Here is a 25,006-nt window from a genome sequence, read left to right on the forward strand (position 1 = left end):
ACAGCCTTCCGCATCCTTCATGCTCGTCGATTCCCACTGTCACCTGGATTTCCCCGACCTCATCGAGAACGAGGCGGCGCTGCTCGAACGGATGGCCGAGAACGGTGTCACCCATGCCCTGTGCGTGGCGGTGAAACTCGAAACCCTCGCCGGCGTGATCGGCCTTGCCGAGCGCCACGCGAACATCTTTGCGTCGGTTGGCGTGCATCCTGACAACGCCGATTGTGACGAACCCGACACCGCCCGATTGCTGGAGCTCGCGGCCCACCCGAAAGTTGTGGCGATCGGTGAGACCGGACTCGACTACTACTGGCACAAGGACGCGCCCGAGTGGCAGCGGGATCGTTTCCGGACTCACATCCGCGCTGCCAAGGCCTGTGGCAAGCCGCTGATCATCCACACCCGCGACTCCGCCGCCGACACCCTGCGCCTGATGCGCGAAGAATCGGCCGGTGAAGCGGGCGGCGTGATGCACTGTTTTACCGAAACCCGTGAAGTGGCCGAGCAGGCGCTTGATCTGGGCTTCTATATTTCATTTTCGGGTATCGTCAGCTTCAAGACCGCCGAATCCCTTCGGGATGTGGCACGCTTCGTTCCGGCTGATCGTCTGCTGGTGGAAACCGACGCGCCTTACCTGGCGCCGGTGCCTTTCCGTGGCAAGACCAATCAGCCGGCCTACGTCCGCCATGTGGCCGAAGCCGTCGCGACCGCCCGGGGAGAAACGCTCCAGGTGGTGGCCGATGCCACCACGCGAAACTTCTTTCAGCTTTTCAAGCACGCCAGACCGTCATGAAAACAGCCGCCCTCGTATCCCGTCATCCCGCCCTCCGTTCGCTGCGCGTCAAGGCCATCGGGGCCCTGATCGTTGGCCTGCACCTGTCGATGCCGGCGCTTGCTGCGTCGCAAGATGATCTGTTCAACGCCGCCAAGCTTGGCGATGCGAAGGAAATCGCCCAGGAAGTTGCCCGCGGGGCTGATCCCAATCTGGCCGATGCTGCCGGCAACACGCTGTTGATCACCGCGGCCCGCGAGGAGCAGCCCAAGGTGGTGGCCGAGCTGATCAAGCAGCGTGGCATCAAGCTCGACGCGCGCAATGCCGCGGGTGATTCGGCCCTGATGCTGGCCAGCCTGCGGGGTTACAACGAGGTGGTCGAACTGCTGCTGAAGGCCGGTGCCCAGTTCAATCACGACGGCTGGAACCCACTGCTCTATGCCGCCTTTGAAGGCCGCGTGGGCATCGTCGAGATGCTGCTGGCGAAGGGCGCCAACCCCGATGCGCTGGCCCCCAACCGGAGCACGCCGCTGATGTTTGCCGCCCGCAATGGCCACGAAGACGTGGTTGTTCGTCTACTGAAGGCTGGCGCGAACGTCGACCTGAAGAACGACCAGAACGAGACTGCCGACAGCTGGGCAGCCAAGTATCGCAACACCGACATCGCCGAGCTGATCCAGGCCGAACGCAAGGCCCGCGCAGGCCGCGCAAAATAAGGCTTGCGGGCAGGCCGGATGCCTTGCCTGCCCGTAATCATCAATACCTGCCGTGCCCGAGGCGCCAGGGGAGCGACGGCCCCACCCGGCGCAGCACCCCGGCGACGATCACGGCCAGCAGGGCGGGCACCAGGGCATGGTCGCCCTGGCCGCCGGCCAGCAGAACGCCAACGATTACGCCGCTCACCATCAGAATCCGGCAGATCAAGGTTTCCATCGAAGTCTCCTTTCAGCATGACAGGTGCCCCGTGGGGCGTTGAGGTGAGATGCGCAGACCTTGCCGTGGGCACAAGGCCCGATAACTGATTGCGCATCCGATGACTGTAAGTATATACAGCTATCGGATTTCCGCAAGCGCATCGTTCGCACGAGTGCGTCTTCCGGCATGACCGCAGACTCGGGCTAAACTTGAGTCCATGAAAAAGAAGACCGCGCCCGCTCCCCAGCTTTCCCAGCCTGTCGCACCTCCGCTTGTGCCGATCCGTCCACTCGACGAGATCGCGATTCCTGCCGATCTGGATGGTCGGCAAGGCGTCAATCGCGCCGACCCGGCCCGCCTGCAGATCAATGCCGACAACGACGCGGATGCGATCCGCTGCTTTCTGGCCGAGTACGATCGCTCCCTCGGTACGCTGCGCATCTATCAGCGCGAGTGCGAGCGGCTGCTGCTGTGGTCGCTCAATGATTGCGGCAAGCCGATCTCCAGCCTCAATCGGCAGGATTTCGAGGGCTACCTGAACTTCCTCGCCGATCCGCAGCCCGCGGCGCTGTGGTGTGGGCCGAAGGCCGACCGGCGTACCGAGAAGTGGCGCCCGTTTGTCGGGCCACTGTCCGAAAGCGCAGTGCTCACCGCGATCGCGGCGATCAATTCGTTGATGCGCTACCTGGTCGATGCCGGTTATCTGGCGGGCAATCCCCTCGGCCTCATCCGGCAGCGCCGCCGCAAGATGTCCGCCGAAGCGGCCGGGCCCCTCCGGGCGGTGGCGAGCACCGACGAGGTCGAGAAGATCGAGCGTTTTCTTGATGCCCAGATGTGGCAGGCGGTGACGGCCGCCATCGAGGCCATGCCGCGAGATTCCGAGCGGGGCCGGGATGAATACGAGCGGGCGCGCTTTCTTGCGGCCACGCTCTACATGCTGGCACCCCGCGCGGGAGAGCTGGAAAGTCATAGGATGAACAGCTTCCGCGAAGAGCGCGGGCTGTGGTGGTGGCACGTGGTGGGGAAGGGCGGCAAGAAGGCGAAGGTGCCGGTGGCTGATGACATGCTCCAGGCGCTGATCCGTTACCGCAAATACCTCGGCCTGAGCGCGGTTCCTCGGCGGGACGACGCCACGCCGATCCTGGTATCGGTGAAGGACGGCAGCCCAATCACCGCGCGGCGACTCAACCAGATCCTGAAAAAGATCTTCAGCGCCGCGGCCGAGCTGCTTCCGGCTGATGCGGAGCACAAGAAGGAGAAGCTCCGCGCGGCGTCGGCCCACTGGGGCCGTCACACCGGCATCACGGCCAAGCTCGACAGCGGCATTGACGAACGTTACGTTCAGAAGGATGCCCGGCACACGGACGCCCGGACGACCCAGCGCTACATTCATGAGGAAGAAGAGCGCTGGCACGATGAGGCGCAGAAGCAGCGCCTGCCGTGGGCGGGCGAGAAGCCGGGTGGTCAGTCGTAGGGCCGGGTGACGTAAGCCTTTCAGGCTTTTCGTGGGTGGTGTGTCACGGTCGACGAATCGTCATAAAGATTACGTTTTCCGGGCGTATACGTATGGTAATGTTCCTGAGTTACATTAATTTGCATTCGCAAAGCAAGGGAACGAACCATGGCCCGCAGCAGTAGCGTCACGTTCGAGGCAGTCGAGCAGATCTGCTTCCAGTTACTCTCTCAAGGAGAGAACCCGTCGTTCAACCTCGTCTATGCCGAGCTCGGCAACAAGGGCTCGAGCGAGATCGTCCAGCGCTACATTGACCAGTGGCGCCGCGAGACGGGTGCCGCCTTCTTCCGTCAGCGCAGCATTCCGGGCATGCCCGACGAGCTGATCTCGGCGACGGATTCGTTCATGAGCAAGATGTGGTCGCTGTCGCTCCAGCAGGCCGACCAGATTCTGGCTGCCCAGCGCCAGGATCTGGAGCAGGAGCGCGAAGCCCTGCGCCAGCGCTTCCAGGAAGCCGACGACCGCATCCGCCAGCTCGAAGCCGTGGGTGCCACCGCGTCCCGGCAGATCGCGCTGCTGGAGCAGGAAGTGAGCAGTCGCGACAGCACGATCACGGACTTGCGCAACCAGGCACTGGAATTCCTGCGCCAGCGGGAAGGGCTTGAAAACCGTGTGAAGCAGCTCGAAGAGGCGGCCGAGGTGCGGGAGCAGAAGTTCACCGCGGAATCAGAGCGGATGGTTCGTTTGCTTCAGACCGACCGGGATCGCTACAGCGCGTCCCTGAAGGATGAGCAGGAGCGGGGCGCCCAGGAGCGGGAACTGCTGCTCAAGCAGATCGAGACGGCCCGGCAGGAGAAGGTGGCCGAGCTGATGGCGATGCGTCAGCAGATCGCCAATCGGGAGGATCGGGAAGCGCGCCAGCGCGAGCAGACCGAGGAGGCCAAGGCCGCCCTGCGGGAAGCCGTGTCGAAGACCCGCCAGATCGAAACCTCGCTGGCTGCTGCAGAAGGGCGGATCGAGCGTCTGCAGGCGCAATTGAAGATCGCCAGCGAGGCGGCCCATGGCAAGGAATCTGCGGTGGCCGCCGCGGAAGCGCGGGCAAGGGCGGTCGAAGAGGTGCGTCTCGCTGAGACTGCCCGCGCCCAGCGGGCCGAGGCCAACCTCGCCGAGGCGCTGGCGGAGCTGGCTCAGCTCAAGAAGCAGAAAGCCTGAAACGCCCCGGGGGTGAGCAGGCGTCGATCTTTCGACGCTTGCTCACCCCCGGTTTGACGATGGCCGCGGCTCAGGCTGCGGCCATTTTCACGTTCAGCGGCTGGCGGGCGCGTGCTTGTCCAGCCACTGGCCGAGCATCATCGAAATCCACACCATCTCGCCGTAGTAGCCCGGGAATGCGGGCAGGTGGGTGGAGAACAGTTCGCTCACGAAATCCTTGCGCAGGATGTTGCGTTCGACCAGCACATCGAGGGATTCCCGCGCGAGCTTGTCGAGGCCCTTGTGCTTGAGCACCCAGTGACCGTAGGGCAGGCCGAAGCCCTGCTTCTTCTTGGTGATGATCTCGGGCGGCAGGAAATCCTTCAGCGCTTCCTTAAAGAACCAACGCAGTTGCAGGCCCTTCAGCTTGTACTCGGGCGGCAGCTGGAGCGAGAAATCCAGCAGCGCGTCGTCGAGGAGCGGGAAGATCACGTTCATGTCGGCGAGGCGCGTGCTGCCGATCACCTTGGGCAGATCGTTGTCGGCCAGCGTGAAGCGCCAGTCGAAGTTGAGCATCTTGTTCACCAGCGCGTGGGCGGTGGTGTTCTGCCAGACACGGCGCTGCAGCTTGACCGGCGCATCGGTGTCGACGCCCGCCAGGAAGTCCTTCGGGAAGACGTTGTCCATCCCGAGGCGGTAGATCAGGTTGTACTGGGCGGTGCGCTCGGGCAGCGGGGTGGTGGCCTGTTCGATGTAGCTGGCAGCCTTGCGCATCAGCGGCAGCTTGCCCAGCGGGGTCTGCATGATGACGGGCTCGAGGAGGGCGCTCTTGATGAGGCCGGGCACGTTCTCGTAGTAGCCGAAGACGCGCTGCTTGGCGTAGCGGGTGTTGCCGCCGAAGAGTTCGTCACCGCCGTCACCGGCGAACATCTTGCGGTGGCCGTCGTCGTGGGCCAGCTTGGCGCACAGGTAGGCGGGCAGCACCGACGAGTTGCCGAAGGGCTGGTCGTAGGACGCGGCGACGCTGGGGATGTTGGCGACCAGGTCGTCGGAGGTGATGTAGTACGGGACGTGCTTCACGCCGAAATGCTTGGCGGCGATCTTGGCAAACTCCATCTCGTCGTAGCCTTCGGCCTCGAAGCCTATGGAGTAGGCGGTGACCGGGTTGCCGCTCTTGGCGAGCATGCCGACCACGGTGGAGCTGTCGGTGCCACCAGAGAGGAAGGCGCCCACCGAGGCACCGTCGAGTTCGCGTTCGACGGCCGATTTGATCAGCGTCTTGAAGGTGGCGGCGCTGCTGGCGAAATCGGCGCTGGCGGGCTCTTCGAAGCGGGGCTGCCACCAGGCGACGAGCTGGGTGCGCTCCTTGTCGGCATTGAGGCGGGAGCCCGGCTCGAGGCGGAAGATGTCCTTGAAGATGGTGCCGGGCGCTGGAATCGCGTGGAAATACAGGTAGTCGAACACGCCCTGGCGGTCGATCTCGCGACGCAACGCGGGCACTTCGTTGGCCTTGTCGGCAAAGCTCAGGCGACGGCCTTCGCTGGCGTAGCAGAAGCCGTAGGTGTTGAAGCGGTCGGAAGCCAGCCCGAGGCGGCCCTTGGCGAGATCGATCCACAGCAGCGCAAAACGCCCTTCGAGGCCGGCGATGAAGGCGTCCGGCGATTCGCAGAGCTGGGCAATCACGGCGGTCCAGCCATCCTGCGCGACGCGACGACCGAGGGCTGCATCACGGAATCGCGGCTCGCCCTGCAGCAGCATCAGCTGTGCGCCATTGGCGAAAGCCGCCACACGAGTGCCGTCGTGCTGAAGTTGAAGGCCTGGCAGCGAGATGTCCCGGAGGTCGAGCCGGTCAAAATTCTGGTTGCGGTCGAGGGTGTCGAAATCGATAAAGCCGCGGATCATGGATATGCTGCGCTCTCGGAGTAAGTTCGGTTCGCTGGAAACGGCAAGGCATCCGGCGTGTTGATGGAAGTCGGGTAAGGTTATCTGCGTCGGGTTTCAATGGCGCGGACAAAGTTGTCGGCCAATGAAAAAAGATGTCATCCGGAGTGCCTGTCAGGCTTTTACGTTGGATGCCTTCCTGATGCCTGCAGCGGCAACCTGCGGTGCCTTGCGCCCCTTGGTTAAAAAGCCCGCGAAGGGTAGCAAATGATCATGATATTGGCACGATCACGTAACCGTTTTTGTGAATTTGAGCGAACGGCATCAGGCGGTGCGATTTTTCCTGGCTGCGGCCGGAGACGGGAGCGGGGAAGGTGTGCGGTCAGGTGTCACGAAAAAGCCGCAAAACGGGGGTGGCTATACAAAAAGATGGTTTTGAATTAGGATGATACGTTGTTACTAGATACCAAACGGCGGCGTGAGCTGCCGTTTCGCCTTTTTGTCGGGCGGGCTTTCCTGCCGGGTGCGTCTGACAACAGCATGCAGACTCATCCACTTGCCTGACGGCACCATAATCAAGAACGAGTGCCATGAACGCACCGAGACACTACCTACAGTTCAAAGATTTCACTCGCGCCGAGTACGACTACCTCTTTGCCCGCACCCGCTGGATCAAGGAAAAGTTCAAACGCTACGAACCCCATCACCCGCTGTTCGATCGGACGCTGGTGATGATCTTCGAGAAGGCCAGCACGCGCACGCGCCTGTCCTTCGAGGCGGGGATGCAGCAACTCGGCGGCTCGGCCATCTACCTCAACACGCGTGATTCCCAGCTCGGCCGCGGCGAACCCGTCGAGGACGCCGCCCAGGTGATCTCGCGGATGAGCGACATCGTGATGATCCGAACCTTCGAGCAGTCGATCATCGAACGCTTCGCCGAATACTCCCGCGTGCCGGTGATCAACGGCCTCACCAACGAATTCCACCCGTGCCAGATCCTGGCGGACATCTTCACCTTCATCGAGCATCGCGGCTCGATTCAGGGCAAGACGGTGGCGTGGGTCGGCGACGGCAACAACATGTGCAACACCTGGCTGCAGGCGGCCGAACTGCTGGATTTCAAGGTCCACGTCTCGACGCCACCGGGCTACGAGTTCTGCCCCGAGCTCGCCGGCGTGCAGGGCTCCGACCACTTCGTGAGTTTCGCCGATCCGATGGACGCCTGCCGTGGCGCCGATCTGGTCACCACCGACGTGTGGACCAGCATGGGCTTCGAGGCCGAAAACGACGAGCGGATGCGCGACTTCGCCGACTGGCGGGTCGACGCCGACATGATGCAGGTTGCCAGTCCCGACGCGCTGTTCATGCACTGCCTGCCGGCTCATCGCGGCGAGGAAGTCACGGCCGAAGTGATCGACGGCCCGCAGTCGGTGGTGTGGGACGAGGCCGAGAACCGCCTCCACGCCCAGAAGGCCCTGATGGAATTCCTGATGATCGGCAAGGTCCAAAACGACTGACCCTGAAGTACGGCAACAATTGATTCAAGACTCATCTACTCATTAGCAGAAAGCAGGACATGAGCGACGTTAATAAAGTGGTGCTTGCCTACTCGGGCGGGCTGGATACCTCGGTGATCCTCAAGTGGCTGCAGGACACCTATCAATGCGAAGTGGTGACCTTCACCGCCGACCTCGGCCAGGGCGAAGAGCTCGAACCCGCCCGCGCCAAGGCGCTGCAGTTCGGCATCAAGCCCGAGAATATCTTCATCGATGATCTGCGCGAAGAATTCGTGCGCGACTTCGTCTTCCCGATGTTCCGTTGCAACACCGTCTATGAAGGCGAATACCTGCTGGGCACCTCCATCGCCCGTCCGCTGATCGCCAAGCGCCAGATCGAGATCGCCCGCCTGACCGGCGCCGATGCCGTCTCCCACGGCGCCACCGGCAAGGGCAACGACCAGGTCCGCTTCGAGCTCGGCTACTACGCGCTGATGCCGGGCGTGAAGGTCATCGCCCCGTGGCGCGAATGGGATCTGCTGTCCCGCGAGAAGCTGCTGGCCTACGCCGAGAAGAACGGCATCCCCATCGAGATGAAGCACAAGCAGGGCGGCTCGCCCTACTCGATGGACGCCAACCTGCTGCACATCTCCTTCGAAGGCCGTCACCTGGAAGACCCGTCCGCCGAGGCCGAGGAATCCATGTGGCGCTGGACGGTTTCCCCGGAAGCCGCGCCGGACGCCGCCGAGTACGTCGACCTCGAGTTCGAGAAGGGCGATCTGGTCGCCATCAACGGCACTCGCATGAAGGCCCACGAACTGCTCGCCAAGCTCAACGAGCTGGGCGGCAAGCACGGCATCGGCCGTCTGGATCTGGTCGAGAACCGCTACGTCGGCATGAAGTCCCGCGGCTGCTACGAAACCCCGGGCGGCACCATCCTGCTGCGTGCCCACCGCGCCATCGAGTCGATCACCCTTGACCGCGAGGTCGCCCACCTCAAGGACGACCTCATGCCGCGCTACGCCAGCATGATCTACACCGGCTACTGGTGGTCGCCCGAGCGTCTGGCTCTCCAGGCCCTGATCGACCAGACCCAGCAGACCGTCAATGGCTGGGTCCGCATCAAGCTCTACAAGGGCAACGTGATCGTCGTCGCCCGCGATTCGAAGACCGATTCGCTGTTCGACCCGACCATCGCCACCTTTGAAGACGACCAGGGCGCCTACAATCAGAAGGATGCCCACGGCTTCATCCGTCTGAACGCACTGCGCATGCGCATTGCGGCCAACGCGAAGAACAAACGGGGCTGATACGCCGGCATGGATCCCAACGACGTTTTCATTTTCGGGCTGACCGTCGCAGAGTTTGAGGACATCTCCCTCAAGGTCTGCGTCGGCGGCCTGATCGCCTACATGATCTTCATCATCGGCCACCTCGCCTGGGAATCCAAGGCGGGCAAATACGGCGCGATCTGGATGTTCATAGGCCTGGGCGTCGGCTTCATCGGCTTCATGGCCAAGGGCATCCTCCAGCGGCTGCTCGGCATCGAATAACCTCATCTTTTGAATTGACAAAATGACCCAGTCTGCACAATTCGACGGCGTGTCCGTCGTCAAGCAAGCCAATGTGTATTTCGACGGCAAGTGCGTCAGCCACACCGTCCTGTTTGCCGATGGCAGCAAGAAGACCGTCGGCGTGATCCTGCCGGCCAGTCTGACCTTCAACGCCGGCGCGCCGGAAGTGATGGAAACCGTGGCCGGCGCCTGCCGTTATCGCCTGAAGGGCGAGACTGAATGGAAGACCTCCACCGCCGGCGAGAGCTTCAACGTGCCGGGCGACTCCAGCTTCGACATCGAAGTGACGGGCGAGCCTTACCACTACGTCTGCTACTTCGGCTGAACGGGAGTCGATCATGCCGTCCTTCGACATCACCTCCGAAGTCGACATGGTTGCCCTGCGTAACGCCGTCGAGGGCGCCAATCGCAAGATCACCGGCCGCTACGACTTCAAGGGCAGCGACGCGCGGGTCGAGCAGACCGAAAAGCTGCTCACCCTGCACGGCGACAGCGATTTCCAGCTCGAGCAGATGCTGGCCATCCTGCTGCCCGAAATGACCGCCAAGAAGATTGACGTGCGCTGCCTCAAGCACGGTGACGTGCAGAAGGTTGGCGGCAACAAGGTCAAGCAGGAACTCACGGTCCGTGTCGGCATCGAGCAGGAGCAGTCCAAGAAGATCGTCAAGCTCATCAAGGACAGCAAGCTGAAGGTGCAGGCCAGCATCCAGGGCGAAGCCGTCCGGGTCAGCGGTGCCAAGCGTGACCTCCTGCAAGACTGTATTGCCCTGGTTCGCAAGGAAATTGCGGACTATCCTTTGCAGTATGGCAACTTCAGGGATTGATTTGCAGCCATGAACATCGCTTCGGTCGCCACGACCTCGCAGGTTCAGCCCCAGGACACCGTGTCGCTGGTCATGCTGCGCAAGCAGCTTGATCTGCAGCAGGCCAATGCAGCCCAGTTGATTGCGACGCTGCCTGAGCCGGTCGCCGCGCCGGACCCGACGGCAACCATCGGCGGGCGCATCAACACCTACGCGTGAAACGTTCTCGCGGCATAATTGAAACCAGCCTCCGGGCTGGTTTCTTTTTTGTCGGCCCGTGAAAAGGGAAGGGTGGTTCGATTTGGTCGTGCGTCTCCCATCTGTTTTTGTGATGATCGTCAAATGATCGAATCTCTTTCGCTAATGAAGCTCCGCCGCTCGGATTTGCTGTGCGCGCTCGTTGCAGCGTTTGCGAGCCTGCCGGCGGCAGCAACCGACGTGGCGCTTGCGGGCGTCTTTCCGGGCAAGGCGCTGATCGTCGTGAATGGCGGTGCGCCCAAATCGGTTGGTGTGGGCACGCGTTCGCCCGACGGCGTGCGGGTCATCAGCGTCGATTCCGACGGTGCGACGCTCGAATTCGACGGCGGCCGGCATCGGCTGGTGATCGGTCAGCGGGCGGTGCATGTCAGCGGAGCCGGGGCCGGCGGTCGGGCGCCGAGCGTGGTCATCCAGGCCGACAGCGCTGGCCAGTTTCATACGACGGGTTCGATCAACGGCGCCCAGGTCCGCTTCATCGTGGATACCGGCGCGACCTTCGTCTCCCTCGGGCGCAGTGATGCCCTCAAGGCCGGAATCGATTTCACCAAGGGCGAGCCCGCACTGATGCAGACCGCCAACGGCACCGCGCGGGCCTGGCGGGTCGTGTTGGATACGGTACGCGTGGGTGATGTGACCCTGCGCAACGTCGACGGTGTCGTGCATTCGGGCGAGCTGCCGTTTGCGCTCCTCGGCATGAGTTTTCTCAATCGCATGGAGATGCGGCGGGATGGCCCCGCGCTCCAGTTGCGTCAGCGTTACTGATGGTCTGAACTCATGAGTGGTCTGAAATCCCCCCCGCGATTTTCTGCCGACTGGCTGCGCCACCGCTTTGCCGACGACAAGGGATTCGATTCGCCGGTGGAGGAGGGGATCCCGTCCGGCCCGCTGCGCCCGGCTGCAGTGCTGGTGCCCATCGTACTCCGCGAGTCCGAGCCCACGCTGCTCCTCACCCGCCGCACCGATCATCTGCACCACCATCCTGGTCAGGTGAGCTTTCCCGGTGGGCGTGTCGAAGAGCAGGACACCTCCCCCATCGAAACCGCCCTGCGCGAGACGGAAGAGGAGATAAGCCTCGCGCGGCGCCACGTGGAGCTGCTCGGCTGTCTGCCCCAGTACCGGACCGGCACCGGCTTCGACGTGACGCCGGTGGTCGGGCTGGTCACGCCGCCCTTCGAGCTTTCGCCCGACGCCTTCGAGGTGGCCGAGGTGTTCGAGGTGCCGCTGTCCTTTCTCCTGGACGAAGCCAATCACCAACTGCATCGGGTGGAGGTGCGCGGCAAGCTGCGCGAGTACTACGCGATGCCCTATGGCGATTACTTCATCTGGGGCGCGACGGCCGGGATGATCGTCAGCCTGTATCGATTCTTCCACCGTTGAGCGAACGGCATTTGTGTTGGGTGCGTTTGGTGGTATCTTGAGCAACCCCCAATAGGCCTGAACTTCGAGGGCTTTCAAAAAGCCCCCCGCCGCATGACCCTGTTTTCGCTGATCGTCGCCCTGCTCATCGAGCAACTTCGTCCGCTCTCCGTCGAGCGTTTCGTCCAGGCGCCCCTCAAGGCTTTTGCGCGTTTTCTTGAAGACCGTTTCAACGACGGCGAAGCCCGCCACGGCGCCGTGGCGTGGTGGGTCGCGATCCTGTCCGTCTGTTTCGCTTCGGCGCTGGTCTACTTCCTGCTCTGGAACATCCACTTCGTCCTGGCGCTGGCCTTCAATGTGGTTGTGCTCTACCTGACGATGGGTTTCCGTCACGTCAGCCACTATTTCACCGACATCCAGCTGGCGCTGCGAATGGGCGAGCTGCCCCGTGCGCGGCAGCTGATCAGCGAGTGGCGCGGCCGCTCCCACGACGAATCCAGTTCCAGCGAAGTCGCCCGGCTGGCCATCGAAGAGGCGTTGATTGCCTCTCACCGCAATGTCTTCGGCGTGATCTTCTGGTTCATTCTCCTGCCCGGCCCGAGCGGCGCCTTGCTCTATCGCCTTGCACGCTTCTTCGATCAGGAGTGGGGCTGTCGCAGCGGCGGGCTTGATTTCGGCGACTTCGGTGAGTTCTCCCGCAAGGCCTGCGCGGCCCTGGACTGGCTGCCCGTGCGCCTTTCGGCGGCGGCGTTCTCGATCGTCGGCGACTTCGAGGACGGCGTCTATTGCTGGCGCGCGCAGGCCAGTCAATGGAAGGACAAGGCTTCCGGTATACTGCTTTCCAGCGGGGGAGGGGCGCTTGGCGTCCGCCTCGGCATGCCGATCTTCGAATCCGGCGAAGTAGTTGAACGTCCTGAAATGGGAATCGGCGATGATGCGGACGCCGATTTCATGCAAAGCACTATCGGCTTGGTCTGGAGAACGCTTGTGCTGGTGTTTCTTGTACTGGCACTGCTGAGCGTGGCAAGGATGGGTTGGTAATTTCCCGTAGTAATTGAGAGGAGGAATAAATATGGCTAATCGTGAAGTTGTGGTTCTGAGCGCTGTCCGTTCTGCCATCGGTGCCTTCGGTGGCGCGCTCGCTGACTTCGATACCAGCGAACTCGCCGGCATCGTGATGAAGGAAGCGGTTGCCCGCTCCGCCGTTGATCCCCAGCTGATCAACTACGTCACCGTGGGCACCACCATGCCCACCGACTCCCGTTACGCTTACGTTTCCCGTGTCGCCTCCATCCAGGCCGGTCTGTCGATGGACTCCGTCGCGATGCAGGTTAGCCGCCTGTGCGCCTCTGGCCTCCAGGGCATCGTGACCACCGCCCAGAACATCCTGCTGGGTGATTCCGATTTCGGTATCGGCGGTGGCGTCGAAGTCATGTCCAAGGCCGCCTACATGCTGCCCGCGCTGCGCTCCGGCGCCCGCATGGGTGACACCAAGGCCATTGACTCCATGGTTGCCGTGCTGACCGACCCGTTCGGCGTTGGCCACATGGGCATCACCGCTGAAAACCTGGCGACCAAGCACAACATCTCCCGCGAAGAGCAGGATGCGTTTGCCGTTGAATCCCAGCGTCGCGCTGCTGCTGCCATCGACGAAGGCCGCTTCAAGTCCCAGATCGTCCCCATCGTCAAGCAGACCCGCAAGGGCGAAGTGGTGTTCGACACCGATGAGCACCTGAAGCGTGGCACGACCATGGAATCCCTGGCCAAGATGAAGCCCGCCTTCAAGAAGGATGGCACCGTCACCGCTGGCAACGCTTCCGGCATCAATGACGGCGCCGCCTTCTTCGTGCTGGCCGATGCTGCTGCCGCTGCCAACGCTGGCTACAAGCCGATGGCTCGCCTCGTTTCCTACGCCGTTGCCGGTGTGCCGAACGACATCATGGGTGAAGGTCCGATCCCGGCGACCCGCCTTGCGCTCAAGAAGGCTGGCCTGACCCTTGACCAGATGGATGTCATCGAGTCCAACGAAGCCTTTGCCGCGCAGGCGCTGGCTGTGACCAAGGTTCTTGGTCTGGATCCGGCCAAGACCAACCCGAACGGCGGCGCGATCGCCCTCGGTCACCCGGTCGGCTGTTCCGGTGCCTTCATCGCCACCAAGGCGCTCTACGAACTGCAGCGCACCGGCGGCCGTTACGCGCTGGTGACGATGTGTATCGGTGGTGGTCAGGGCATCGCGACCATCTTCGAACGCGTCTGATCGCTTCGTTGCAGTAAGCCCCAAGGCCCCGTCGCAAGGCGGGGCCTTGGCGTTTCAAGAAAGTTGTACAAATAGCAAGTAAAACGCTTGTCAAGTCATCGGGGTTTCCCATACAATCCACAGCTTTACTGCATTTCTTTCAGGATTACTAAAAGATGGCCAATTCGGCACAAGCCCGTAAGCGCGCCCGTCAAGCTGTCAAGGCCCGCGCCCTCAACATGAGCCTGCGTTCGCGTCTGCGCACTGCCATCAAGGCTGTCCGCAAGGCGGTCCTCGGCGGTGACAAGCAAGTTGCTCAGCAAGTGTTCGTCGCTTCCCAGCGCACGATCGACAGCATCGCTGACAAGAAGATCATTCACAAGAACAAGGCCGCTCGCCACAAGAGCCGCCTGTCCGCCGCCATCAAGGGGATGGGCGCAGTTGCTGCTGCTTAAGTTCGCGTGAGCCCGCTGTCGCCAAGTGCGACGGTCTGGCAAAACAAAAAGGACCGCATATGCGGTCCTTTTTGTTTTTGTGTGTCTGATAAATCAAAGCCCGTCTTCGCATCGAGTCCGACGTCAAATGACGCATTAGAGTAGGTTTGTCCCTTGACACCGCGATTTTTCGCGCGTTATATAACTGCCACAACTTGGGCGCTCGTGCGAGAGCCGAATATCGCGCCAGCATTCGATGTCGGAGTTTCCTGTTTGTTAAATTGTATAACGAGGGGGCTGATGTGAACAAATCCGAATTGATTGATCAGATTGCTGAAAGCGCAGATATTCCGAAGGCAACGGCAGGCCGGGCGTTGGATGCCACGATTGCCGCAGTCAAGCAGGCGCTCAAGAAGGGCGGAAGTGTAACCCTTGTCGGGTTCGGTACTTTCCATGTAGGCAAGCGCGCAGCCCGCACCGGGCGGAATCCCCGCACGGGCGCGAGCATCAAGATCAAGTCTGCCAAGATCCCGAAATTTAGGCCTGGCAAAGCACTGAAGGATGCGCTAGACTGAAGGGCTGTTGCTTTCGCTGGCTTTGCAGCGATTGAGCGGGTGCTTAGCTCAGTTGGTAGAGCGTCGCCCTTACAAGGCGAATGTCGGCGGTTCGACCCCGTCAGCACCCACCATCCAACCCGGATGGCCAGCCCTGATTTGGAGTGGTAGTTCAGTTGGTTAGAATACCGGCCTGTCACGCCGGGGGTCGCGGGTTCGAGTCCCGTCCACTCCGCCACATTTGTCACTGCCGCAGGGCGTGATAAACGAAAAAAGCCACGTGTGTGGCTTTTTTCGTTTCGATTTCAAGTCGCTTCTTCGCGTAACTCCCGCATTGTCAGCAGCCTCCGAGGATTCAGCATGTTTGACGCCGTACGCAACAACAAGAAAATTGTTCAGGTGTTCCTCTTACTGATCACGCTTCCGTTTGCTTTCTGGGGCGTTGATTCATATGTGAAAAACGCGGGGCAGGGTGGCGAACTGGCATCTGTCGGCGAGGTGGCGATCACGCAGGCCGAGTTCCAGCAGGCGCAGCGCGAACAGCAGGAGCGGATGCGCGGTGCGCTCGGGGCGAGCTTCAACCCCGCCATGATGGAAACGCCGGAAGCAAAGCGGGCGGTTCTCGACAATCTGGTCAATCAGCGCCTGCTTGCACTCGACGCCGCGAAGATGCGTTTGCGTGTCTCGGATGAGCGCGTGCGCAGCACCATCGCCGGCATTCCCGCTTTCCAGGAGAACGGGCATTTCTCGCTGCCGCGCTACGAGGCGATGCTCAAGGCGCAGGGCATGACCCAGGCTGTCTTCGAATCGCGCCTGCGTCACGATCTGGTATTGCAGCAGGTGTTGGGCGCGGTGGCCGAGGGCGTGATGGTGCCCCGTGCTTCCACCGAGCAGGTGTTTGCGGTTCAGCTTGAAGAGCGCGTGGTCAGCGAGAGCCGCTTCGCTGCGCCGCAGTACGTTTCGTCCGTGAAGCTCGCCGATGACGCCGCGCAGAAGTACTACGACGCCAACCGCAAGCAGTTCGAGGTGCCGGCCCAGCTGCGCGCCGAGTACATCGTGCTGAGCCGTGACGCGGTGGCCGATCAGCTGGCGATCACCGATGCCGACATCCGCAAGGAATACGATGCCCACCAGGACAAGTTCCGCCAGGGTGGCGAGCGCCGTGCCAGCCACATCCTGATCCAGGCCGACAAGGACGCGGCGGCGGATGTGGTCAAGGCCGCCCGGGAGAAGGCGGAAGGCCTGCTCAAGCAGATCAAGGCCAATCCGGCTGAGTTCGAAAAGCTGGCGAAGGAGAACTCGCAGGATCCGGGCTCGGCAGAGAAGGGCGGGGATCTCGGGTTCTTTGCGCGCGGATCGATGGTGAAGCCCTTCGAGGATGCGGTCTTCGGCATGTCGAAGGAAGGTGAAGTCTCGGGTGTCGTGCAGTCTGACTTCGGTTTTCACATCATCAAGCTCACCGGTGTGAAGGCCGAGAAGGTGCGCGCGTTTGACGAAGTGAAGGGCGAGATCGCTGCCGAACTCAAGCGCACCGAGGCTGCCAAGAAGTTTGCCGAGCTGGTCGAAGGATTCAGCAACACCGTTTATGAGCAGGCGGACAGCCTCAAGCCGGCGGCAGACAAGTTCAAGCTGGTGGTCAAGACGACCGACTGGGTTACCCGTAACGGCAAGGCGGCTGCGCCGTTCGACAACGAGAAGCTGCTGGGCGAACTGTTCTCTGACGACGCGGTGAAGAACAAGCGCAACACCAACGCGGTGGACGTGGGCAACGGCATGCTGGTTGCCGCCCGGGTGGCCGAGTTCAAGCCGGCGTCCCTGCGGGCCTTCGAAGAAGTGAAGCCCGCGATCGAGAAGGGCCTGGAGCTCGACGAGGCGGTCAAACTTGCCGAGAAGGATGGCGAAGCCAAGCTCGCCCAACTGACCAAAGGCGAATCGGTCGAGCTCCAGTGGAGCCCGGCGCGAACCGTCCAGCGGACGATGCAGGGTGTGCCTCCGGAGATCATGCGGGCGGTGTACCGCGCCCCGAGCGACAAGCTGCCCAGCTACGTCGGCGTGAAGCTGCCGAACGCGGGTTACTCCCTGTTCCGCATCGAAAAGGTGAGCCGTCCGGCCGCGCCCAGCCAGGATGATCCGCGCCTGGCCGCCATCAAGCAGCAGTACGCCCGCGTGATGGCGGAACAGGATTTCGGTGCCTACATGATGATGCTGCGCAAGCGCTACAACGTGAAGGTCAACGCCGAGGCGCTGGAGGCTGCGAAGGAGCGCTGATTCACCACCTGTTGCTGGTCTGCTGAGCGTCCAGTAACAGGCGTTGCCCATGACGACACTCGATGCTTGTCGACCTGATTGGTCGGCAAGCATTTTTTTTGGGCCGCGAGCTGCAAGTGGCGGGAGATCGCGGGGTGGCCCGGATCAATAGCGTGCCGGGACGGGAGATTGTCGCCGGCCAAAAAAAACCTCCTGCCGGAGCAGGAGGTTGAGGGTGGTGCGTGCTGAGTTGTGGATCAGTCTTGCGTGCTGAACACCTCAGACCGCGATCTCACCACCATTGGTACGCGTGATCACGATGGTCGCGGAGCGAGGGCGGCGGGTCGAGCTTGCGTCGGTCTGGCTTGAGGGCCAGGCACTGGTGGGGGCGGCGAGGCTACCGTCCTCGCCAGGGTGCTGAACGTTGACAAACATCGTCTTGCGGTCCGGAGTCATCGCGATGCCGGTGATTTCGCAGTCCTTCGGGCCGACCAGGAAGCGGCGGAGCGTGGCGCTGGTCGCGTTGGCACCCTTGATGGTGGCAGTGCCACCGGCAGCAACCGCCGCGGTGCCATCGCCCACCTTGCCGGGGATCGCCGCCAGCATCATGCAGTTGGTGACGTCAGTGTAGGCACCATCATCGGTTTGAATCCACAGCATGCCGTTGCGGTCGAACCACAGGCCGTCCGGGCTGGAGAAGTCGTTGATGTCGGTGAGGCCGGAGAGGTTCACGTCGGCAGCTGCTGCTGCTTCAGCGCCAAACAGGTAGATGTCCCAGGCGAAGGTGGTTGCGGCGGGGTCGTTCCCGGCTTCGCGCCAACGGATGATGTGGCCGTTCGGGTTGCCCTTCTGGGAGGTCGTGCCGCTCTTCAGATCCTCGTAGTAACGGGGGTTCGCGGTGTCCGGCTTGAGCTGGCTACCGCTGGGCGTGGCGGTGGGGGCAACCCGGTTGCTGTTGTTGGTGAGGGTCATGTAGACCTCGCCATTGACCGGATTGACGGCGCCCCACTCGGGACGATCCATTTTGGTGGCGCCAACCGAGTCACCCGCCAGACGTGCATGGACCAGTACGTCAGCCTGGTCGGCGAAGGCGTAGGTTACATTGCTGGCGTCCAGGCCGTTCTTGCCGTAGGTGAGCTCTATCCAGTTGCCAGTGCCGTCGGCGTTGAACCGGGCGACGTAGAGGGTGCCTTCGTCCATGTATTTGGCGCCGGCCGTCATGCCTTTGCCCACATCGGCGGCATCCCACAGGGCCTTCGAGACGAACTTGTAGATGTACTCGTTACGGGAGTCGTCGCCCGTGTAGAAGACGACAGGCTTGCCCGCCACTGCGTTGCACGGCCAGCAGCCTTCGTGGGCGAAGCGGCCCAGGGCCGTATGCTTGACGGGGGTGGAGGTCGGGTTGAACGGATCGATCTCCACAACCCAGCCGAAGGTGTTGAAGACGTTCCGATAGTCGTCGGCGGCGGTGGCGCCGGTCACCGAAGCGCTCCAGCGGACGTACAGGTCGTCCGTGCCCGCAGTTTCCCAGAAGTACGGGCTCTTGCGCCCCTGAGTCATGCCGTAGCGGTTGAGGCCGGTGATTTCCTTGGCGCTGCGGTTGGCATTGTCGCCGGTGGCGCGGCTGATGACATTGGTGAAGTTCTCTTCGCAGGTGAGATAGGTTCCCCACGGTGTGTAGCCGTTGGCGCAGTTGTTGTTGGTGCCACGGGTGGCGGTACCGTCGGCCGAGTATTTGGTCTTCAGCAGGCTGGAGGCCCGCGCCGCGCCGCCGAAGTTCATCGGCGTGGCCGACGTGATGCGGCGGTTGTAGGTCGAGCTCCTGACGACAGTCATGGCATTGCCGCTGCTGCCACGCCGGATCTCGCAGACGCTCACGCCGTGGGCGTTGATCTCCTTGTCCACCTCGGAGGCGGTGCGACTGGCGCCGGCAGTGCGGCCGCTCGGGTGAAGCGCGAAGGGGCCGACGACGTATTCGTGGTTTACGCACAGCAGGCCACGATCCGAGCGGTCGGCCTGATAGGCGCCCGCATCCGACAGGCCAAAGTAGTGCATGCCGTCGTGGCCGTCACCGATGCGACGGTTGTAGGAGTCGGCCGTCTCGGAGCCATTGTTGGCCCAATCAGCATCGGTAGCGGTCAGGGGATCGCCAAGGGCGTGGAGGATGCTGACCTCGTAGCCGGCCGGTATCGTGACCACGTCGTTCTTGTTCTTGGCGACCGCCTCGAAGCCGAGACTGAGTGTGGAGTCGCCCGACGTGGAGCTGCTGCCGCCGCACGCGCTGAGGCCAAGGCTGCCAAAGAGCGCGGTCGTGGTCGCTGCGATTCCGCCCTTGAGCACCCCGCGACGGCTCAGGCGAACCGCAATGATGTCGTCGATATGTGCGTTGAGGGATGTGTTGGTGCTTTCGCCATCATTCATCGGTGTCGGGGCGGTGACAGGCTTCGTGCTCATGGGTACAAATCTCCAGTGGGGCTGCGATCAAGGCCTGAATCTTGCGTCGTCGACGTGACAAGCTGATTAACGTGTGATGTCCTCCAATGCCCCCGGACCGGTGGTGGCGATATCTGCAATCAGGGCTACGACGCCAGTGCTGATCCGGGCGGGGAGGGGGCGCGCAGGCCAGGGCGGGAAATCAACCATGCGCCATCGGGTTGATCGAGGCCGTGCGTCCGATGCGCGGACCCAAACAAAAACGGCACCCGAAGGTGCCGTTTTCAAACTGCTGGCAAGCGATGCTTACTTCTTGCCGCCGCCCATCTTGGTGAAGGCCTGGAAGGCTTCGGTGGAGGCCTTGGTCATCTGTTCGTAGGCAGCACGAGCGGTGTCCATGGCGCCCTGGATGGTGCCGAGGGCGTTGTGGTCGCCGATGGGCATGCCCTTGAACATCTTCTGGATGGATTCGAACATGTCGGCGCCGCCGCCGGTGAGCTGCTCGCTGACCATCTTGCCGACTTCAGCCTGGGTCTTGGCGGTGATCTCGGCGATCTCGCGCGCACAGGCCAGCATCTTCTCGGTGGTGCTTTGAGCGTAGGAGGTGCGCAGGCTCATCGCTTCGGCCGGATCCTTGACGCCGGACAGGGCCTTGGCGTTGGCGACACCTTCCTCGAACAGGGACTTGGCGGTACCAACCTGCAGTTCCATGATGCGCTGGGAGTTCTCGATGGAGAGCTGGGCCAGGCGCATGGCGGCCTCGAGGTTCTTCTTCTGGATCTCGTTCAGTTGCTGTTCTTGTTTGGTTGCCATATTTCCTTCCTCCACGATTTTGATAGTAAGGGCCAGAGCGGACGCCGATGGTATGTCGGTCGAGAACTCCTGAAGAAAACAATATCACACAGAGTCGCTGCAGAAAGTGACGGTACTCAAAAAATCGTGCAGCAAAATCAAAAATGTTGCACTGCAGCAACACTTGCAGCTTCAAGTGTTTGCGATGTCTTTGCCAGGATTGGCCCAAGTGGTCGAACACGTGTTGTTGGCATAGCGGATCACGCTGCCGGGGCAGGGCGATCGATGAGCGCATCACGGATGTCGAGGTGGTGGATTGCGCAGTCAGGAAGCAGCATCCATCAGGCGCCCGCAATGCCCGCCAGGCCGTTGGGCAGGGCCGCCGGTCAGTCGGCGGCTTCCTTCTTCTTCAAGCGGTAGTTGAGCTGCGGACGGGTGATGCGCAGCAGCCGGGCGGCGCCGGACAGGTTGCCGTTGGATTCTCTTACCGCGTGCTGGATCAGCGCTTCTTCGAGGTCATCGAGCCCCAGCCCGGAAGTCATGATCTGGCGGCACAGGGCTTCCCGGATGCACTCGGCGTCAGCCAGCGAACCGGCGTCGTTGATGGTGTGCTGGACGGCGCCGAAATCCTGGGGCTCGGTGAACAGGTGCTCGATCTCGATCCAGTCGTTCTGGGGCGTGAGGATGATCCCGCGTTCGATGATGTTCTCGAGCTCGCGGATGTTACCGGGCCACGCGTAGCTCTTGAGGGCGCGCAGGGCCTTGTCGGTGATGCCGGCCACACGTTTGTCGTGGAGCGCGCTGAAGCGCTGGACCATCGCCTCGACCAGCGGTTGGATGTCGGCGATCCGCTCGCGCAGGGGTGGAATCCGCACCGGGTAAACATTGAGCCGGTAGAAGAGATCGCTGCGGAAGTGACCGGCCTTGACCGCCGCCTGCAGATCAACATTGGTGGCCGCTACCAGGCGCACATTGATCTTGCGCACCCGCTCGTCGCCGAGGCGCTCGATCTCGCCTTCCTGCAGCACCCGCAGCAGCTTGGCCTGGGCTGGTAGTGGAAGTTCGCCGACCTCGTCGAGGAAGAGGGTGCCACCGTCGGCCCGTTCGAACTTGCCGGCGCGGGAGGCGTGGGCGCCGGTGAAGGCGCCTTTCTCTACACCGAAGAGCTCGGATTCGATCAGTTCGTGGGGCAGTGCGGCACAGTTGACGGCCACGAAGGGCGCGGCGGCGCGGCGGCTCATGTCGTGCAGGGCGCGGGCGAAGCGCTCCTTGCCGACACCGGTCTCGCCCAGCAGCAGCACCGTGACGTGGGTGGCCGCGGCCTTGTCGATCAGCGAATAGGCGTGGCGGAAGCCGGACGACGAACCGATGAGGTTGGGCGGCTGCTGACCGTGTTCGAGGGAGGCGCGCAGGGCGTCCACCTGGCCCCGCAACTCGAGCATGTGGGCGAGGATGGAGTCGGCCTCGTAGTACGACGCTTCTTCGGCGGCGTCCGGCCACTCCTCGACGGGCTTGCCGACGATGCGGCACTGGTTCTGCCCGGTGGCAGCGCATTCGACTTCCCGGAACAGGATAAAGCGCCCCATGAAGGCCGAGGTGAAGCCCGAGGCGTAGCCGATCTGCATCCAGCAGACAGGGTGTTCGGTGTGGCCGTATTCGCCCACGTGGGCTTCGGCTTCGTAGGAGTTGTCCCAGAGAAATTCGCCGTAGAAGGTGCCGCCCTCGACATCCATGTCGAGGGCGACGGGCGTGACATAGACGCTGCCTTCGAGCATGTGCAGCTGGGGGCCGACGACGAAGGCGTCCTCGATGCGCTGACCGGGACGCACCTTGCGGGCGAGCTCCGCGTCACGGGCGCCCGAGGCATAGCCCATGCGGGTGAGGATGCGGCGCGCCTGGTCGATGCCGAGGGAGTCGATGAGCTCCTTGCGCAGGGCGGACATGGCCGCGGCGTGCATGAGGATCATGCGGTGCTCGTCGAGCCAGATCATGCCCTTGTCGGCGCAGAAGCGCACAAGGCTGCGCAGGTCGCGATCCTGCGGATACCGGATGGTGCTCAAGCTCTCTCCTCCGTCGTGTCCACTGGCCTTGATGTGAGTTTATGTCCGGCGTTGGAAGCCGGGGCAGTGGCAGGTCAACCTCATATCACGCAGGCGGAGTTCGAACTCCGGCGCAGGCAGCACACCGGGAAAATGTTCATATCAGCTTGCGTTATCCGTTCATTAGCGATAATAATACAAAATCTCGAGAAAAATAGCGAGCAGCGGATGAAGGCCGACATCGATCGGCCACGCCGGGGCCGAAGGAGGAGACATGGCAACAAAGCACCTGATTCATATTGAGAATACCGGCGAGCGCTACCTGTGCGCCGAGGACGAAAACCTCCTGCGCGGCATGGAGATGCTGGGCCGGAAGGGCATCCCGGTGGGGTGCCGCGGCGGCGGCTGCGGAGTGTGCAAGGTGCACATCACCGCTGGCGACTACGCCGCCCGCAAGATGAGCAAATCCTGCGTGTCGGAAGAAGAACTGGCGCAGGGCGTCGTGCTGGCGTGCCGGGTCTACCCCCAGGGCGAAATCTCGCTCGATGTGGTAGGCAAGATGGCGAAGTCCGTCTGCAAGGGCGCCGAAGCCCCCGCACCACAAACCACCTGTTTCGACTGAGGTCGTTCCCGACCCCTCATTCCCGTTTCCGCAACCAGGAGCACCCGTACCGACAGATCCCTCCCTCCTGTCGGGCTCCCTGGTTTTTTCAAGGCCGTCACGCAATGTGGCGGCCTTTTTTTTGGGCCGAAAGTTACGTATGGGGTGCGCATTGCGTAACGCGTTACGCCGCTTCACCAGATCATCAAGCTGCATTGCAGCATTTCATCAATTGATCGATCGATAAAATTCTTTTTTATCGATATTTTTGCCCGGCAACACGTTTCCCCTTTCTGCTCAGTCGCTTATCGCGATTGGCACGCTACTTGATATGGGGTGTCTGGTGTTCAAGACCAGATTGAGGAAACGATGAGCGACCCGACGAAGCCCTCGCTAGACGTAAACCGCAAGTACGTGCGCCTTGTTGAGAAGCGGCCGGATGGCCTGGTGGAGTTCGAGTTCTCCATCTCCGATCCGGAGCTCTACGTGGAGATGCTCCTGCCGGAAGCGGCCTACGAGGAATTCTGCAAGACCAACCGGGTGATCCTCCTGGAAGGCTCCCGGCCGGAATCCGAGGACGGCAGCGACTGGGACTGGAATCTCCACGAGGCCACTCACCAGCGTTTCCGCTGAGCACACTGACCACCGAAAACCCCAAAAGACAGAAGGAGGAGAAACCCATGCAAATCGATCTTCGCACGGTATCCATCAAGCCGCTGCGACACACCTTCGACAACATCGCCCGCCGCATCGGCGCCGACAAGCCGGCATCCCGCTACCAGGAAGGCACCCTGGACATGCAGCAGGAGGTCAACTTCCACTACCGGCCGACCTGGGATCCCGACCACCTGATCTACGACCGTGCCCGCACCGCCGTCAAGATGGCCGACTGGTACAGCTTCAAGGATCCGCGCCAGTTCTACTACGGCGCCTACACCCTGGCCCGGGCCAAGCAGCAGGACACCGCCGAAGCCAACTTCGACTTCGTCGAGAACCGCGGCCTCGCCGCCACGCTGCCGGAAGAGATCCGCGACACCGTGCTCAAGATGCTGATCCCGCTGCGTCACGTGGCGTGGGGTTCCAACATGAACAACGCCGGCATCTGTGCCTACGGCTACGGTACGGCCTTCACCCAGCCGTGCATCTACCAGTCGATGGACCAGCTCGGCATCGCTCAGTACATCACCCGCGTGGCGCTGCTGCTGGGCGACGTGGATGTGCTCGACACCGCCAAGACGGCGTGGATGGAAGACGACGCCTGGCAGGGCCTGCGTCGCTACGTGGAAGACACCATGGTCATCAAGGACCCGTTCGAGCTCTTCGTGGCCCAGAACGTGGCGCTGGACGGCCTGCTGTATCCGCTGGTGTACGAAACCATCATCGACGACGTGCTCTCGTCCAAGGGCGGCACGCCTGTGGCGATGCTCACCCAGTTCATGACCGACTGGTACGCCGAAGTCCGGAAGTGGACCGACGCCACCATGAAGACCGCCGCCGCTGAATCCCCCGAGAACAAGGAGATCCTCGGCCGCTGGACCACCGCCTGGCGTGACCGCGCCGCGGCCGCCCTGGTGCCGGTTGCGCGCATCGCCCTGGCCGAACGCACCGACGAGCTGACCGCCGAGGTCGTCCAGCAATTCAATGCCCGCATGGCCAAGGCCGGCGTGCCCGTTTGAGGATCACCCGATGTCCACCGTATTCATTGCACTGCAAACCAACGAAGAAACCCGCCCCATCGTCGAGGCCATCATCCAGGACAACCCGGACTGCACGGTGAATGAACAGCCGGCCATGGTGAAGATCGACGCCCAAGGGAAGCTCGTGGTGCGCCGCGAAACCATCGAGGAACTGATCGGCCGCCCCTACGACCTGCAGGAGCTGCAGGTCAATCTGATCACCATTTCCGGAAACCTCGATCAGACCGACGACGAGATGATCCTCTACTGGAACGCCTGAGCGATTTAAGGAGAC

The 25,006-nt window shown here is 62.4% G+C and carries 28 protein-coding genes and 2 tRNA genes; 24 read left to right on the forward strand and 6 right to left on the reverse strand.

The annotated features are described in order from the left end of the window. The first annotated feature begins 19 nt into the window (after positions 1-19). Complete coding sequence (locus tag GH681_RS18150; RefSeq protein ID WP_153162953.1) at positions 20-793, forward strand: TatD family hydrolase; 774 nt, start codon at positions 20-22, stop codon at positions 791-793. Further along, positions 790-1,488 (forward strand): ankyrin repeat domain-containing protein, encoded by a 699-nt coding sequence (locus GH681_RS18155; protein WP_153162954.1) that lies wholly within the window; start codon positions 790-792, stop codon positions 1,486-1,488. Before GH681_RS18150 ends, GH681_RS18155 begins: the two co-directional genes overlap by 4 nt. A gap of 40 nt (positions 1,489-1,528) precedes the next feature. On the opposite strand, the gene GH681_RS18160 is transcribed toward GH681_RS18155, so the two are convergent. Beyond that, on the reverse strand, positions 1,529-1,705 hold the full coding sequence (locus GH681_RS18160; protein WP_153162955.1) for a hypothetical protein: 177 nt from the start codon (positions 1,703-1,705) through the stop codon (positions 1,529-1,531). A 199-nt stretch (positions 1,706-1,904) separates the two neighbouring features. Between GH681_RS18160 and GH681_RS18165 the strand changes: the two genes are divergently transcribed. Both GH681_RS18165 and GH681_RS18170 read left to right on the forward strand, forming a co-directional pair. Next, entirely contained in the window at positions 1,905-3,161 is a 1,257-nt protein-coding gene (locus GH681_RS18165; RefSeq protein ID WP_153162956.1) for a site-specific integrase, read from the forward strand. Positions 3,162-3,308: 147 nt separating this feature from the next. Continuing rightward, positions 3,309-4,352 (forward strand): DNA-binding protein, encoded by a 1,044-nt coding sequence (locus GH681_RS18170; RefSeq protein WP_153162957.1) that lies wholly within the window; start codon positions 3,309-3,311, stop codon positions 4,350-4,352. Between the two features lie 93 nt (positions 4,353-4,445). Here the strand turns inward: GH681_RS18170 and GH681_RS18175 are convergent, their stop codons facing one another. Next, positions 4,446-6,233 (reverse strand): asparagine synthase, encoded by a 1,788-nt coding sequence (locus tag GH681_RS18175; RefSeq protein ID WP_228111974.1) that lies wholly within the window; start codon positions 6,231-6,233, stop codon positions 4,446-4,448. A 569-nt stretch (positions 6,234-6,802) separates the two neighbouring features. On the opposite strand from GH681_RS18175, the gene argF reads away from it, so the two are divergent. From argF to rpsT, 11 genes are all read left to right on the forward strand, one after another. Further along, positions 6,803-7,729, forward strand: coding sequence for an ornithine carbamoyltransferase (gene argF, locus GH681_RS18180; RefSeq protein ID WP_153162958.1), 927 nt, complete (start codon positions 6,803-6,805; stop codon positions 7,727-7,729). Between the two features lie 59 nt (positions 7,730-7,788). Then, the gene (locus GH681_RS18185; protein ID WP_153162959.1) at positions 7,789-9,018 is read left to right on the forward strand and encodes an argininosuccinate synthase; all 1,230 of its coding nucleotides are present in this window, start codon (positions 7,789-7,791) and stop codon (positions 9,016-9,018) included. Between the two features lie 9 nt (positions 9,019-9,027). After that, the gene (locus tag GH681_RS18190; RefSeq protein WP_153162960.1) at positions 9,028-9,261 is read left to right on the forward strand and encodes a DUF2788 domain-containing protein; all 234 of its coding nucleotides are present in this window, start codon (positions 9,028-9,030) and stop codon (positions 9,259-9,261) included. A gap of 22 nt (positions 9,262-9,283) precedes the next feature. Beyond that, complete coding sequence (locus GH681_RS18195) at positions 9,284-9,607, forward strand: pyrimidine/purine nucleoside phosphorylase (RefSeq protein ID WP_153162961.1); 324 nt, start codon at positions 9,284-9,286, stop codon at positions 9,605-9,607. Between the two features lie 13 nt (positions 9,608-9,620). Continuing rightward, positions 9,621-10,106 carry a YajQ family cyclic di-GMP-binding protein gene (locus tag GH681_RS18200; protein ID WP_153162962.1) on the forward strand — a complete coding sequence of 162 codons (486 nt, stop codon included), beginning with the start codon at positions 9,621-9,623 and terminating at the stop codon, positions 10,104-10,106. Between the two features lie 9 nt (positions 10,107-10,115). After that, positions 10,116-10,304 (forward strand): putative motility protein, encoded by a 189-nt coding sequence (locus GH681_RS18205; RefSeq protein WP_153162963.1) that lies wholly within the window; start codon positions 10,116-10,118, stop codon positions 10,302-10,304. Positions 10,305-10,427: 123 nt separating this feature from the next. After that, positions 10,428-11,105 (forward strand): TIGR02281 family clan AA aspartic protease, encoded by a 678-nt coding sequence (locus GH681_RS18210; RefSeq protein WP_153162964.1) that lies wholly within the window; start codon positions 10,428-10,430, stop codon positions 11,103-11,105. 12 nt (positions 11,106-11,117) lie between these two features. Next, positions 11,118-11,720, forward strand: a complete 603-nt coding sequence (locus GH681_RS18215) for a CoA pyrophosphatase (RefSeq protein ID WP_153162965.1) — start codon at positions 11,118-11,120, stop codon at positions 11,718-11,720. A 93-nt stretch (positions 11,721-11,813) separates the two neighbouring features. Then, a complete protein-coding gene (locus tag GH681_RS18220; RefSeq protein ID WP_153162966.1) occupies positions 11,814-12,740 on the forward strand; it encodes a CobD/CbiB family protein in 927 nt (308 codons plus the stop codon). Positions 12,741-12,771: 31 nt separating this feature from the next. Continuing rightward, the gene (locus tag GH681_RS18225) at positions 12,772-13,956 is read left to right on the forward strand and encodes an acetyl-CoA C-acyltransferase family protein (protein ID WP_153162967.1); all 1,185 of its coding nucleotides are present in this window, start codon (positions 12,772-12,774) and stop codon (positions 13,954-13,956) included. Between the two features lie 155 nt (positions 13,957-14,111). Next, positions 14,112-14,390 (forward strand): 30S ribosomal protein S20, encoded by a 279-nt coding sequence (gene rpsT / locus GH681_RS18230; RefSeq protein ID WP_153162968.1) that lies wholly within the window; start codon positions 14,112-14,114, stop codon positions 14,388-14,390. Positions 14,391-14,566: 176 nt separating this feature from the next. Here rpsT and GH681_RS24140 read toward each other — a convergent pair whose 3' ends face one another. Further along, a complete protein-coding gene (locus GH681_RS24140; protein WP_367179982.1) occupies positions 14,567-14,749 on the reverse strand; it encodes a hypothetical protein in 183 nt (60 codons plus the stop codon). Between GH681_RS24140 and GH681_RS18235 the strand changes: the two genes are divergently transcribed. From GH681_RS18235 to GH681_RS18255, 5 genes are all read left to right on the forward strand, one after another. Next, positions 14,672-14,944 (forward strand): HU family DNA-binding protein, encoded by a 273-nt coding sequence (locus GH681_RS18235; RefSeq protein ID WP_153162969.1) that lies wholly within the window; start codon positions 14,672-14,674, stop codon positions 14,942-14,944. The genes GH681_RS24140 and GH681_RS18235 overlap by 78 nt on opposite strands. Before the next feature lie 37 nt (positions 14,945-14,981). Further along, positions 14,982-15,057 (forward strand) — tRNA-Val (locus GH681_RS18240). 27 nt (positions 15,058-15,084) lie between these two features. Beyond that, a tRNA-Asp gene (locus tag GH681_RS18245) sits at positions 15,085-15,161 on the forward strand. Between the two features lie 122 nt (positions 15,162-15,283). Beyond that, entirely contained in the window at positions 15,284-17,191 is a 1,908-nt protein-coding gene (locus GH681_RS18250) for a SurA N-terminal domain-containing protein (RefSeq protein ID WP_153162970.1), read from the forward strand. 62 nt (positions 17,192-17,253) lie between these two features. Then, positions 17,254-17,403 (forward strand): hypothetical protein, encoded by a 150-nt coding sequence (locus GH681_RS18255; RefSeq protein WP_153162971.1) that lies wholly within the window; start codon positions 17,254-17,256, stop codon positions 17,401-17,403. A gap of 46 nt (positions 17,404-17,449) precedes the next feature. Here the strand turns inward: GH681_RS18255 and GH681_RS18260 are convergent, their stop codons facing one another. The 3 genes from GH681_RS18260 to GH681_RS18270 all read right to left on the reverse strand — a co-directional run bounded on the left by GH681_RS18260 (position 17,450) and on the right by GH681_RS18270 (position 22,455). Continuing rightward, the gene (locus GH681_RS18260; protein WP_153162972.1) at positions 17,450-19,624 is read right to left on the reverse strand and encodes a PhoX family phosphatase; all 2,175 of its coding nucleotides are present in this window, start codon (positions 19,622-19,624) and stop codon (positions 17,450-17,452) included. A gap of 285 nt (positions 19,625-19,909) precedes the next feature. Beyond that, positions 19,910-20,416: a phasin family protein gene (locus GH681_RS18265; protein ID WP_153162973.1), complete on the reverse strand. Its 507-nt coding sequence runs from the start codon at positions 20,414-20,416 to the stop codon at positions 19,910-19,912. A gap of 365 nt (positions 20,417-20,781) precedes the next feature. Beyond that, entirely contained in the window at positions 20,782-22,455 is a 1,674-nt protein-coding gene (locus GH681_RS18270) for a sigma-54-dependent Fis family transcriptional regulator (RefSeq protein WP_153162974.1), read from the reverse strand. A 253-nt stretch (positions 22,456-22,708) separates the two neighbouring features. Between GH681_RS18270 and GH681_RS18275 the strand changes: the two genes are divergently transcribed. From GH681_RS18275 to GH681_RS18290, 4 genes are all read left to right on the forward strand, one after another. Beyond that, positions 22,709-23,056: a 2Fe-2S iron-sulfur cluster-binding protein gene (locus GH681_RS18275; RefSeq protein WP_153162975.1), complete on the forward strand. Its 348-nt coding sequence runs from the start codon at positions 22,709-22,711 to the stop codon at positions 23,054-23,056. A 348-nt stretch (positions 23,057-23,404) separates the two neighbouring features. Next, positions 23,405-23,668, forward strand: a complete 264-nt coding sequence (locus tag GH681_RS18280) for a phenol hydroxylase subunit (RefSeq protein WP_153162976.1) — start codon at positions 23,405-23,407, stop codon at positions 23,666-23,668. Between the two features lie 47 nt (positions 23,669-23,715). Then, complete coding sequence (locus GH681_RS18285; RefSeq protein ID WP_153162977.1) at positions 23,716-24,711, forward strand: aromatic/alkene monooxygenase hydroxylase subunit beta; 996 nt, start codon at positions 23,716-23,718, stop codon at positions 24,709-24,711. Between the two features lie 10 nt (positions 24,712-24,721). Next, on the forward strand, positions 24,722-24,991 hold the full coding sequence (locus GH681_RS18290; RefSeq protein ID WP_153162978.1) for an MmoB/DmpM family protein: 270 nt from the start codon (positions 24,722-24,724) through the stop codon (positions 24,989-24,991). Positions 24,992-25,006: the final 15 nt, after the last annotated feature.

It is taken from the genome of Zoogloea sp. 1C4 (genome assembly GCF_009469605.1).
Classification (GTDB): domain Bacteria; phylum Pseudomonadota; class Gammaproteobacteria; order Burkholderiales; family Rhodocyclaceae; genus Zoogloea; species Zoogloea oryzae.

What these genes read in the sequence shown, in the direction of transcription:
- GH681_RS18175 (WP_228111974.1), bottom strand. Translation starts at nt 6,233, where the DNA reads ATGATCCGCGGCTTTATCGATTTCGACACCCTCGACCGCAACCAGAAT.
- GH681_RS18285 (WP_153162977.1), top strand. Translation starts at nt 23,716, where the DNA reads ATGCAAATCGATCTTCGCACGGTATCCATCAAGCCGCTGCGACACACC.
- GH681_RS18205 (WP_153162963.1), top strand. Translation starts at nt 10,116, where the DNA reads ATGAACATCGCTTCGGTCGCCACGACCTCGCAGGTTCAGCCCCAGGAC.
- GH681_RS18210 (WP_153162964.1), top strand. Translation starts at nt 10,428, where the DNA reads ATGATCGAATCTCTTTCGCTAATGAAGCTCCGCCGCTCGGATTTGCTG.
- GH681_RS18275 (WP_153162975.1), top strand. Translation starts at nt 22,709, where the DNA reads ATGGCAACAAAGCACCTGATTCATATTGAGAATACCGGCGAGCGCTAC.
- GH681_RS18155 (WP_153162954.1), top strand. Translation starts at nt 790, where the DNA reads ATGAAAACAGCCGCCCTCGTATCCCGTCATCCCGCCCTCCGTTCGCTG.
- GH681_RS18190 (WP_153162960.1), top strand. Translation starts at nt 9,028, where the DNA reads ATGGATCCCAACGACGTTTTCATTTTCGGGCTGACCGTCGCAGAGTTT.
- GH681_RS18265 (WP_153162973.1), bottom strand. Translation starts at nt 20,416, where the DNA reads ATGGCAACCAAACAAGAACAGCAACTGAACGAGATCCAGAAGAAGAAC.
- argF (WP_153162958.1), top strand. Translation starts at nt 6,803, where the DNA reads ATGAACGCACCGAGACACTACCTACAGTTCAAAGATTTCACTCGCGCC.
- GH681_RS18185 (WP_153162959.1), top strand. Translation starts at nt 7,789, where the DNA reads ATGAGCGACGTTAATAAAGTGGTGCTTGCCTACTCGGGCGGGCTGGAT.
- GH681_RS18160 (WP_153162955.1), bottom strand. Translation starts at nt 1,705, where the DNA reads ATGGAAACCTTGATCTGCCGGATTCTGATGGTGAGCGGCGTAATCGTT.
- GH681_RS18200 (WP_153162962.1), top strand. Translation starts at nt 9,621, where the DNA reads ATGCCGTCCTTCGACATCACCTCCGAAGTCGACATGGTTGCCCTGCGT.
- GH681_RS18250 (WP_153162970.1), top strand. Translation starts at nt 15,284, where the DNA reads ATGTTTGACGCCGTACGCAACAACAAGAAAATTGTTCAGGTGTTCCTC.
- GH681_RS18165 (WP_153162956.1), top strand. Translation starts at nt 1,905, where the DNA reads ATGAAAAAGAAGACCGCGCCCGCTCCCCAGCTTTCCCAGCCTGTCGCA.
- GH681_RS18225 (WP_153162967.1), top strand. Translation starts at nt 12,772, where the DNA reads ATGGCTAATCGTGAAGTTGTGGTTCTGAGCGCTGTCCGTTCTGCCATC.
- GH681_RS18215 (WP_153162965.1), top strand. Translation starts at nt 11,118, where the DNA reads ATGAGTGGTCTGAAATCCCCCCCGCGATTTTCTGCCGACTGGCTGCGC.
- GH681_RS18260 (WP_153162972.1), bottom strand. Translation starts at nt 19,624, where the DNA reads ATGAGCACGAAGCCTGTCACCGCCCCGACACCGATGAATGATGGCGAA.
- GH681_RS18255 (WP_153162971.1), top strand. Translation starts at nt 17,254, where the DNA reads ATGCTTGTCGACCTGATTGGTCGGCAAGCATTTTTTTTGGGCCGCGAG.
- GH681_RS18290 (WP_153162978.1), top strand. Translation starts at nt 24,722, where the DNA reads ATGTCCACCGTATTCATTGCACTGCAAACCAACGAAGAAACCCGCCCC.
- rpsT (WP_153162968.1), top strand. Translation starts at nt 14,112, where the DNA reads ATGGCCAATTCGGCACAAGCCCGTAAGCGCGCCCGTCAAGCTGTCAAG.
- GH681_RS18220 (WP_153162966.1), top strand. Translation starts at nt 11,814, where the DNA reads ATGACCCTGTTTTCGCTGATCGTCGCCCTGCTCATCGAGCAACTTCGT.
- GH681_RS18280 (WP_153162976.1), top strand. Translation starts at nt 23,405, where the DNA reads ATGAGCGACCCGACGAAGCCCTCGCTAGACGTAAACCGCAAGTACGTG.
- GH681_RS18170 (WP_153162957.1), top strand. Translation starts at nt 3,309, where the DNA reads ATGGCCCGCAGCAGTAGCGTCACGTTCGAGGCAGTCGAGCAGATCTGC.
- GH681_RS18195 (WP_153162961.1), top strand. Translation starts at nt 9,284, where the DNA reads ATGACCCAGTCTGCACAATTCGACGGCGTGTCCGTCGTCAAGCAAGCC.
- GH681_RS18150 (WP_153162953.1), top strand. Translation starts at nt 20, where the DNA reads ATGCTCGTCGATTCCCACTGTCACCTGGATTTCCCCGACCTCATCGAG.